12 protein-coding genes are annotated in these 9,394 nt (G+C 31.5%); 1 reads left to right on the forward strand and 11 read right to left on the reverse strand.

The features are described 5' to 3' along the window. Positions 1–505: 505 nt before the first annotated feature. The 8 genes from FQU21_RS16850 to FQU21_RS16885 form a co-directional block, all read right to left on the reverse strand. Complete coding sequence (locus FQU21_RS16850; protein ID WP_147679181.1) at positions 506–841, reverse strand: hypothetical protein; 336 nt, start codon at positions 839–841, stop codon at positions 506–508. Positions 842–969: 128 nt separating this feature from the next. Beyond that, positions 970–1,407, reverse strand: coding sequence for a hypothetical protein (locus tag FQU21_RS16855; protein WP_147679182.1), 438 nt, complete (start codon positions 1,405–1,407; stop codon positions 970–972). Beyond that, positions 1,397–2,611: an ABC transporter permease gene (locus FQU21_RS16860; RefSeq protein ID WP_147679183.1), complete on the reverse strand. Its 1,215-nt coding sequence runs from the start codon at positions 2,609–2,611 to the stop codon at positions 1,397–1,399. The genes FQU21_RS16855 and FQU21_RS16860 overlap by 11 nt, the downstream gene beginning before the upstream one ends. Continuing rightward, entirely contained in the window at positions 2,608–3,237 is a 630-nt protein-coding gene (locus FQU21_RS16865) for an ABC transporter ATP-binding protein (protein ID WP_147679184.1), read from the reverse strand. The genes FQU21_RS16860 and FQU21_RS16865 overlap by 4 nt, the downstream gene beginning before the upstream one ends. Before the next feature lie 31 nt (positions 3,238–3,268). Next, positions 3,269–4,468 (reverse strand): GTP-binding protein, encoded by a 1,200-nt coding sequence (locus FQU21_RS16870; RefSeq protein ID WP_147679185.1) that lies wholly within the window; start codon positions 4,466–4,468, stop codon positions 3,269–3,271. 34 nt (positions 4,469–4,502) lie between these two features. Next, positions 4,503–5,411, reverse strand: coding sequence for a GTP-binding protein (locus FQU21_RS16875; protein ID WP_147679186.1), 909 nt, complete (start codon positions 5,409–5,411; stop codon positions 4,503–4,505). Positions 5,412–5,447: 36 nt separating this feature from the next. Next, a complete protein-coding gene (folE, locus tag FQU21_RS16880) occupies positions 5,448–6,113 on the reverse strand; it encodes a GTP cyclohydrolase I FolE (RefSeq protein WP_147679187.1) in 666 nt (221 codons plus the stop codon). After that, positions 6,103–6,507 (reverse strand): MerC domain-containing protein, encoded by a 405-nt coding sequence (locus FQU21_RS16885; protein ID WP_147679188.1) that lies wholly within the window; start codon positions 6,505–6,507, stop codon positions 6,103–6,105. The genes folE and FQU21_RS16885 overlap by 11 nt, the downstream gene beginning before the upstream one ends. A gap of 118 nt (positions 6,508–6,625) precedes the next feature. On the opposite strand from FQU21_RS16885, the gene FQU21_RS16890 reads away from it, so the two are divergent. Continuing rightward, positions 6,626–7,009 carry a Fur family transcriptional regulator gene (locus tag FQU21_RS16890; RefSeq protein ID WP_147679189.1) on the forward strand — a complete coding sequence of 128 codons (384 nt, stop codon included), beginning with the start codon at positions 6,626–6,628 and terminating at the stop codon, positions 7,007–7,009. A gap of 18 nt (positions 7,010–7,027) precedes the next feature. On the opposite strand, the gene FQU21_RS16895 is transcribed toward FQU21_RS16890, so the two are convergent. From FQU21_RS16895 to FQU21_RS16905, 3 genes are all read right to left on the reverse strand, one after another. Next, positions 7,028–8,350 (reverse strand): GAF domain-containing sensor histidine kinase, encoded by a 1,323-nt coding sequence (locus FQU21_RS16895; RefSeq protein ID WP_147679190.1) that lies wholly within the window; start codon positions 8,348–8,350, stop codon positions 7,028–7,030. 130 nt (positions 8,351–8,480) lie between these two features. Then, positions 8,481–8,954 carry a DUF4625 domain-containing protein gene (locus FQU21_RS16900; RefSeq protein WP_147679191.1) on the reverse strand — a complete coding sequence of 158 codons (474 nt, stop codon included), beginning with the start codon at positions 8,952–8,954 and terminating at the stop codon, positions 8,481–8,483. Positions 8,955–9,013: 59 nt separating this feature from the next. Then, positions 9,014–9,394: DUF4625 domain-containing protein (locus FQU21_RS16905; protein WP_147678685.1), on the reverse strand; the 381-nt coding region annotated here is incomplete at its 5' end.

The raw sequence follows: 9,394 nt of genomic DNA on the forward strand, positions 1-9,394 counted from the left end.
AATAAAAAGGTGGCTACTAGTGCTACAATTGCTAAAGATTTAATTTTTGTTTTCATAACTGTTGTTTTCATTGTTTAATTATTAATTTGATTATTATTTATTTAAAAAAGGACTATTTATGAGATGGTTCTACCTAGTTCTGTCACGTTTATTAATTTGTGAAAATTAGTGTTGCTAAAAATATTATAAGCTGAATGCTATGCGTTGCGGGCTATAAGCTTTTTAGCGATAAACCCGTTTAAATACAACCTTAGCATTCTATAAACTTAGGCGTAACGGCAACTCGTGTTTTTCTATTATAAAGTATTTGGTGTAAACACTATGATGCACACTATAGCAGCCATATGTCAAGTTTTATTACCTACTACTAAGCCAAGCATAAATAACTTGAATAGTATTATGCCTAAAAAAAAGGCAGTAGCAAAAATGAAACATCAAGCATGTTTTAGATTGCTTTAAAAATCTAATTATCCTAAGTTAACAGAAAGCAAAGCAAGCTCTGTTTTTAAGCATAACATGTAAAGAATAAGTAATTTAGCAGTACAGGAGGAGGACGGGAAAATAATGCCCTAGCCATATTACTACTAAGAATAACACAGCGGTAGTTGTAAACGATATTTGAAGGTATTAAAATAGGAATATCTTCCAACTGAACGTCAATAGTATCTGGAAAAAGAGTTGGTGTTAAATTATGTGTAATCGCATGGTTGCAAATAACACAATTATCGTGGTGTTTATCACTATCCGAATGCGATATAGCATGTAATCCCAATACTTTTACAAAAAGAAAAATTACCAGCAGAAAATAGGCTATAATATGTTTAATATGGTTAAACTTCATTAAAATGAAATAGTATATAATTAAGGGGTGTAACAGTTGTTTTAAAAAATATTATCTTTTTTATACTAAAACAACTAACTTGCATTAGATGTTTTAATAAGATTATTTAAGCAAATTAGACACATGGTTTATTTTAATTTTAAAGCAGTACAGCCTGTAAGAATATAATTAAAATGCTCTACATTGTCTTTGTTAAGCTTTAAGCTTCCTGTAACACTTATAATATCGTCTGTTTTAAATTTTGGGGTTTTTGAAAACTGCAATTCTACAGCGGTTTCTGGTCCACCTTGTCCACAAAAAAAACAGGCAGACATAGGTCCTTTGGATAGCATATACAATTTTGCTTCGGGATCTATATTTAAAAAATAGCCGGTAATGGTAATTTGAGTTCCTTCTAAAGCTTTTACAGATTCTGAAAATGTTGGGTACATAAAATACTCATCATAAGCAGGAAAATATTTATCTGCGAAGGTTACTTTAGCCAAATGCGCCCATGTAATTTTTTTTTGACCATAACCTATAGCACACCATAAAAGAAGCACTATTATTTTGAATTTATTTTTCATGACTTAAAATAGTTGAAATATCCATTTTCAATATCGGGTAAACTGCCATTAAAATAGATACTATTGTTATTATAAAAACTAAACCTGCCACATTTAAAAGGTCTTCACAGGACAATGCTTGTAGCATGTACAATTTATCTTCAACATTCATGATTTTAAATATAAATATGAAACCAGTTTTTATAAAGATAAAAGCTAAGAACAAAGCGGTAAACGAAATGATGCAACCCTCGTAAGCCACAATTTTTATTAATTGAAAATTACTTGCACCGTAGGTTCGTAAAATTGCTAAATCGAAACTGCGTTCTTTTACCATTTTGTAGAGACTACTAAATAAAATAATACCAGAAATAATTAATATTACATAGGCAATAGCGGTAATAGTTTGCAAACCAATACCTGTATACTGGTATAAACGCTCTAATTCGAATTTTGGTAATGCAGCTTGCATATTGGTTTGTTCATTAATTTTTCGTGGCATTGTTAAAAATGCTCTTGGGCTTCTAAAAGACACTAATAAGGATGTTATTTCTCTGTCTTCAGCTTCATGATGCGCCTCATGATTATCTTCGTGTTTATGTTCTTTATCATGATTATGGACATCCCAAACACTCTCTAAACTAGTAATAATTAAACGGTCTATAACCTTGAAGGTTGGTTTTAAAATACCTACTACCGTTAATTTTTCCTCATGCACCTCAATACTATTTTTTATTAGCCCATGAGCACTTAAAATAGTATCTCCAATTTGAAGCCCTAATTGTTTGGCTACAGATGCACCCAATACAACTTCCATAGATTTTTTAACTCGATGTCCTGCTTTTAATTCCGCATGATAAAACGAAGTAAAAGTATCGCTTGTTCCTACAATTCGAAATCCTTTATAATTATCACCATAAGAAATTGGTACAGCAGATTTAATTAATGGGTTTTTAGCTATGTTTTTAGCATCTTGATATACAATATTTCCTGTTGGATTATCAATATGCAATACCGAAGCTAACACCAATTGTAACGGACTTCCTTTTGCTCCAATAACCATATCGATATCGCCCAAATTATTTTCCATTTGGTATTCAAAAGATTTTTTTAATTGTTTTATGCCTAAAAGGAGTATAATACTTAGTGATAAAATAAAAACGCTTAAAAAAGTATAAAGCGGTTTCGATTTCATGTTTTGTATGCTTATTTTCCAAATATTCATAAGGCTATAGTATTTTGGAAAAACGGTTTAATTCTAGCATCGTGAGTTATAACAATTAAGTTCGCCTTGTTTTTTTGAGTTTGTTCTATAAGAAGTTTTATAACGATATTACAATTTTTATCATCTAAACTTGAGGTAGGTTCATCGGCCAAAATAACTTTAGGTTGGTGTATTACGGCAGATGCAATACCTAAACGCTGTAGCTGCCCCTCACTAAGTTTGTTTATTTTACTGTATTTAACGTTATATAAATCTAGTTGTTTTAGCAACTCGTCAATAACTTCAGTTTTAACCTTTTTTTTACTGAAGAAAAGACGTGCTTGTAAATTCTCAAAAACATTTAATGCTGGTATAGCGTGCTTTTTTTGAAAAACCAAGCCTATATGTTTACCTCTAAAAACATCTAATTGACCACTATTTAAGTGATTGATATCTGTATCGTTTATACTTACATTGCCGCTAGCAGGCTTTAACAGACCAGCTAAAAGATGTAGAAGGGTTGTTTTGCCTATACCCGACTTTCCTAAAACAAGTAAATTTTCTTGTGGGTTTAGCGTGATATTTGGAAAACTAAAAACGGGTTCATTTTTATTATATTGAAATGTAAGTTGATTTGTATGTATCATTTTGAAATGTTCTATACGTCTTTTTTTCTTTTTAAATGGCTATTGGCCACAGGTCTTGTTGCGGAAATTGTTGTTTTTTCCAGACTTCTATTTCAAGTTTTGTGAGTAAACAATCTTGCAATTCTGTTTTTATTTTTTCTTTGTTAAGGTGTTGCCCAATAAAAACTAATTCTATCTTTCTATCTCCAAACAGTGTATCCCAACTAGATTCAATTTCTTTCTGATTATCAAGAAAAGAAGCATACGAAATACGTTCTCCAAAAGACATTGAAGCCCACCAAACACCGGCACTATCTGCTTTGCAAGACCCTCCTGCAGAACTCCATAATAAGGCTTGATTGGGCCTAGAGGCTAACCAAAATAAGCCTTTGCTTCTAATAATATTTTGAGGAAAACGTTCATTTAAATAATTTAAAAAACGATCAGGATGAAAAGGGGTTTTACTTCTAAAAACAAACGAAGTTATACCGTATTCTTCGGTTTCTGGTACATGTTCATTTTCTAATTCTTTTAACCACCCGGCAGAGGCTTCTGCTTTTTCATAATCGAATAACCCGGTATTAATTACACGGTCTAACTCCACTTTAGATTCTTGTGTTGTTATAAGTTGTGCTTCTGGATTTAATTTATGGATAATGGCACGAAGTTCTTCTACTTGATCTGGGCTTACCAAATCCATTTTATTAATAATAATAACATTAGCAAATTCAATTTGATCTGTCAATAAATTAACAATCGTTCTGTTATCGCCTTCTATATTAGTAAGTTCTCGCGTGGTTAGATAATCTGAACTAGAAAAATCTTTTAAGAAATTAAAGGCATCCACTACGGTTACCATCGTGTCAATAAAACTAAAACGACTTAAATCTATTTTACCGTCTTCACTTTCAAAAGTAAAGGTTTGTGCTACCGGAATAGGTTCACTAATCCCGGTACTTTCAATTAATAAATAATCGAATTTGTTTTGAGCTGCTAATTTTTCTACTTCTATCATCAAGTCCTCCCGCAACGTACAACAAATGCAACCGTTAGACATTTCAACTAATTTTTCTTCCGTTCTAGAAAGTGTATTTTCATTTTCAATAAATTGAGCATCTATATTTACCTCGCTCATATCGTTAACAATAACGGCAACTTTTAATCCTTTTTTGTTATGTAAAACATGGTTTAGTAATGTGGTTTTTCCAGCGCCCAAAAAACCACTTAATACGGTTACAGGTAATTTTTTCATGTATTAAAATCTATTATTCTGAAGTTATTATAGTTTACTTTGTGTCTGTTAATAGTATCGATTTAATTATTTTTTGTAAAGTATCAGGATCACTACCAGGCCCTATGGTTAGTAGTTTAGATCCCGTTACGGGAATTCCATTAAAAGGCCTAATATGAACATGTCCATCGGGTGTACGTTCAAAATAAGTGTATTTGGTAGCATCTCCAATTAGAGTACAACCTTTTACTCTCAGGATACTTTTAGGTATTGCAGAACATATGGTTTCAATATATTTCTCATGGGGTAAGTTTGGTAAATCTACCGAGCACGATGCCCAATGTGCCTTTTGGTGATCCAACTTTTGTCCTATGTTTTTAGAGGGCATCAATTCGGGTAACAATAAAGCCTCCAAATTTTCGATTGGTATAATTTTAGCAGAAGGATTCAGCTTTTTTAATTGATTAATAACGTTTGTTTTTCGAGTATTACTAACATCATTAAGATATGTTAAAATTAGTAAAGACGATACTTGAATTTGGTTTGCCTCCAATTCATTATGTTCGCCCCGCAGTTGCCAGTTTTTTACATCGACCACCGAAATTTGAATGGGTGGTAAAAACCGCTCGTTTAACCCTACGCCTAAAAATTCCATTAAAGAACAGGCATCCGATGTTCCGTTTGCCTCAATTAAAGTGATTGCATTTTTTCTTTCGGGAATTCTGTTTATCGTATTTCTAAGTTCTACAATACCACTGCAACAAATACAACTACCGCTTAATGGCTTAATATTATTTAATCCAACTCGCTTAGCAAATTGTTGAGCATCTAAATATGCATTTTGATAATCATTTAAAACAACAAAAGGATTCCAATTATTTTTATTAAAACTCTCTAACAGGTGTTTTAGTAGCGTAGTTTTGCCCGCTCCTAAAAACCCAACAACTGTTATTATGGCTTCCATGGTTTAAAATGAATTATAGAATTACTAACTATTAAATTATAGAGTTGGTTGATTAATAATAGCTATAAATTCGTTTCGGAAGCTTTTTTTATTAAAACAACCGCCATATTCTAAAGTGGTTGTAAAACTATTTTTGTCTTTAATACCTCTAGAAGATACACAAAGATGTTTGGCGTTAATTACTACAATCACGTCTTTTGTTTCTAACACCTCTTGTAAATCATTTAAAATTTGAACAGCCAGGCGTTCTTGTACTTGTGGACGATGAGAATAATAATCGACTAGGCGATTAATTTTAGATAAACCAATAACTTTTTTAGTAGGAATATATCCTATATGCGCATGCCCTACAATAGGTAAAAAGTGATGCTCGCAGGCAGAATTTATATTAATATATTGCTCTACGAGTATTTTGTTATAGTCGTATTTGTTATCGAATGTTGATAATTTTGGTTTATTTGCAGGATTTAATCCATAAAATAACTCGTTTATATACATTTTAGCAACACGATACGGGGTTCCAGATAAGCTATCATCGGTTAAGTCGAGTCCCATTTCTTGCATAATCATTTTAAAATGATGCTGGATATTTTTTATTTTTTCATTATCCGATTTACAAAAAGCATCAGGGCGTAAAGGGGTTTCTATATTTGTGGAAAAATGATTATCGCCCGCTATTATAATTTGTTCTTTATCCTTCATTTGTACAACATTTATTGTGATTACATTGACAGTATTTTCTATTGTAAAGGTGCAAGGTGATTAAGGCTATGGCTGGAATGTATATAACATTTTCATTTATATGGAACCAAGCACTTTTTTCGTTAATTATTACCGTAAACAATACCAAATAACTTACCCACAGAGAATATTTTATCCAATTTTTAGAGGTTGTTTGTGCAGAACGATATACGGCAAAAAATGAAATTATTAAGAAGACATAATCTATACCTCCCCACCAACTAGGCACATTGTTACAGTCTGCAATAGAACAACTTTGTGCAATAAAAATAAACGGAGTTGCCACACAATGTATAAGGCAAAGTGTACTGGCTAATGCCCCAATACTGTCGGATTTTTGTTTTATCAATATCATTATTTCTTAAATACAACTAAGTTGCAAATATAGTGTTATTAATCACTAATGCAACAACGTTGCGTTAAATTTAACAATACTATTTGTTTATAAAATGGTGTAACCCTATCTTTGTAATATGGGTATTTTAAGAAAAACAAAATCGGTTGAAATAGTAGTAAAGCAATTTGATAAAGATTCTAGTGCCATCTCTGTAATTACTTTAGTAGAAAGACTTAATTCTGATATGAATAAAACAACCGTTTATCGTATTTTAAATAAACTAGAGGATGATGGTGTTGTGCATTCCTTTTTAGGAAAAAATGGTCATAAATGGTATGCAAAATGTAATAATTGTTCTTCTACAAAGCATCACGATGTTCATCCACATTTTCAATGTATTACCTGCGGAAAAGTAGATTGTTTAGATATTAATGTCCATATTCCAGAAATACCTAATCGGAATGTTGAAATAGCTCAAGTATTATTGCAAGGGCAATGCGATGCTTGTATTAAAAATTAAATATGAAAGTTGCAGGTACTATTTCTTAATATCTTTTAAAAGTTTAAAGTAAAACGTTGTACCGAGTCCCTCTTCACTTTTTAACCAAATCTCTCCGTTATATTGATTTATAATTTTTTTTACGATTGAAAGTCCCATACCAGAAGACGATTTTGTACTATCTAATTTAGTAAATACGTTAAATATTTTTTCAAAATAATCGGCTTTAATTCCAATGCCATTATCTTTTATAAAAAACTCGTAATGACTCCCCTTTTCCACACATCCTATGTTTATTAATCCTTTATCTTTGTCTGAAAAATTAATTGCATTTTGGATTACGTGTTTAAAAATTTGCATAATCTTCCATGTATTTCCAAAAACCATTGGCAGGTTTTCTTCTACCGTAATTTGAATAGAGTTGGGCACTACAATAGTTTGTAAAATTTCTTTTAAAGTAACATTTAAATTTACAAGCTTATCGTCATCGGTCTGCTTGTCAATGGTTGAATAATCGAAAATCCCTTGGATTAAAAGGTTCATTTTTTCTACGTTAAATAAAACTTGTTTTAATGAGTTTAAAGCCGCTTCGTCAATAAACGCCTTATTATCATCCATAAACCAAGTCACCAAGGTATAAATGTTAATTAAAGGTGCTTTTAAATCGTGAGACACCGCGTGAGCATATTCATTTAACTCTTGGTTTTGCTTCGATAAAAACAGCAACAGCTCTTCTTTTCTTGCTTCTTGTGCTTTTATGCGCTCCTCATTTTCTTTACGCTGTAGTGCGTTAACCAACATATTTGCAAATACAAATAAAATCTCTTTTTCATTTTCGTTATATTTATTAATTTTTCTTACAGAGTCAAAACCAATAAAACCTATTAATTCTTTATTTTTAAATTTAGGTATAGTAATTAAACTTTTAATACCCTGTTGTTCTAAAATATCGTGCAAATTTTGTTGGCCAATTTCGGGCAATAAATCTACATTTTCAACAAAAAAGGCTTTGCCTGCTTTGTGTGCTTCAACCCATTGCGGAAAATACTCTAAGGAGACCTGTTGTAATTTATCTAATTCTGGTTCTATACCGTTTGCACACCATTCGTAAGTATTAGAAGCTGTATTGTTTGAAAAGTTATAAGAAAAAACATAACTCCTGTCCGATTCTACAAACTCACCTATTTGCTGTAACGAAGTATTAATTAGTTTGTTAATATCAGATAAATCTGAATTAATATATTGTGTAGATATACTAATTAACAGTTCTTGAAAACGTATTTGTCTTTCAATAATTTTATCTTTTTCTAGCGGTAACCCATTTGGGTTATTATTGGTTTTATCTTGGCTTATATTTTGCATCTAGGTCTATACTAAAGGGAGTTTGTTTAGAGCATTTCTTTATCGATAACTAATATAATATTTATATTTTTAGCATACCATAAAAAAATTAAATAAACACTTCTGTTACAAGTAAAAAGAGACCTCATTATTATATAATTTTTATATCTACAGATGTTCTACTTTGCCATCCTGTTTCATCGGTTACCGAATAGGAACAGTGATAATCGCCTGTATCAATATTGTCTGGAATTGTAACACTAATATTGATTTCAAAGGATTTCACATCATTTTCTATAGTGTAGTTTTCAATAAAAATTAATGGGTTTATGGCGTTTTTAGTGTTTTCTAATGTGCAAGTTTCTTCCTGATCATCGTGTGTATGATGGTCAAAATTATGATGAATATCAATGCTATAAGCAGCCAAAGCCATATTATCTGTTGTTTGCGCCTTAAACAAGTATGTTTCTCCACGTTGTAATGTTTGGCAAGCTTGAGGGAAACCTCCGTTATAATCAATAGTAATCGTTGGTTTTTCTTCATCCTTTATACTAGTGTCACTAGAACAGGATACCGCTAAAAGTATAATACATGCGGTGTAAAAATATTTTTGTATAAAGTTCATTTTTATATGTTTTAAAACCGCATGGTAGATTTTGTACCATGCGGAATTATTATTTATATTTAGGCTGTAACATCTATATGAGTTTCGTATGCTTTGGTGTTTCCATCTTCGTCTTCTACGGTAAAAGTAACATGGTATTCACCAGCAGGAGCTGTAGCTGGAATATCAATATGTTGATGAAATTCTACTGAAGTTTTCTCGTGGTACCCCTCTAAAAATTCTAGTTCTAAATCTAATTCTTCCTCGCCTTGGCCTACAGTAATATCATGTGCATGCATATCTACTGTAATGTTATGAATTCCTTTAACGGCATCTATCATAAACTCGGCATGAAAATCCTTACCCCGTGCAACGGTTGAATCTATAGATATATCGCTTAAACTGATATAATCTAAAATTTCTATATGGCCTTCAATTTCGGTACTATTTCCTAATTCATC

The sequence above is a fragment of the Algibacter pacificus genome (genome assembly GCF_008033385.1).
Lineage (GTDB): Bacteria > Bacteroidota > Bacteroidia > Flavobacteriales > Flavobacteriaceae > Algibacter > Algibacter pacificus.

Bases quoted from the DNA above. Each gene is read 5' to 3' on its own strand.
- FQU21_RS16850 (WP_147679181.1), bottom strand. From the start codon at position 841: ATGAAGTTTAACCATATTAAACATATTATAGCCTATTTTCTGCTGGTA.
- FQU21_RS16855 (WP_147679182.1), bottom strand. From the start codon at position 1,407: ATGAAAAATAAATTCAAAATAATAGTGCTTCTTTTATGGTGTGCTATA.
- FQU21_RS16860 (WP_147679183.1), bottom strand. From the start codon at position 2,611: ATGAATATTTGGAAAATAAGCATACAAAACATGAAATCGAAACCGCTT.
- FQU21_RS16865 (WP_147679184.1), bottom strand. From the start codon at position 3,237: ATGATACATACAAATCAACTTACATTTCAATATAATAAAAATGAACCC.
- FQU21_RS16870 (WP_147679185.1), bottom strand. From the start codon at position 4,468: ATGAAAAAATTACCTGTAACCGTATTAAGTGGTTTTTTGGGCGCTGGA.
- FQU21_RS16875 (WP_147679186.1), bottom strand. From the start codon at position 5,411: ATGGAAGCCATAATAACAGTTGTTGGGTTTTTAGGAGCGGGCAAAACT.
- folE (WP_147679187.1), bottom strand. From the start codon at position 6,113: ATGAAGGATAAAGAACAAATTATAATAGCGGGCGATAATCATTTTTCC.
- FQU21_RS16885 (WP_147679188.1), bottom strand. From the start codon at position 6,507: ATGATATTGATAAAACAAAAATCCGACAGTATTGGGGCATTAGCCAGT.
- FQU21_RS16890 (WP_147679189.1), top strand. From the start codon at position 6,626: ATGGGTATTTTAAGAAAAACAAAATCGGTTGAAATAGTAGTAAAGCAA.
- FQU21_RS16895 (WP_147679190.1), bottom strand. From the start codon at position 8,350: ATGCAAAATATAAGCCAAGATAAAACCAATAATAACCCAAATGGGTTA.
- FQU21_RS16900 (WP_147679191.1), bottom strand. From the start codon at position 8,954: ATGAACTTTATACAAAAATATTTTTACACCGCATGTATTATACTTTTA.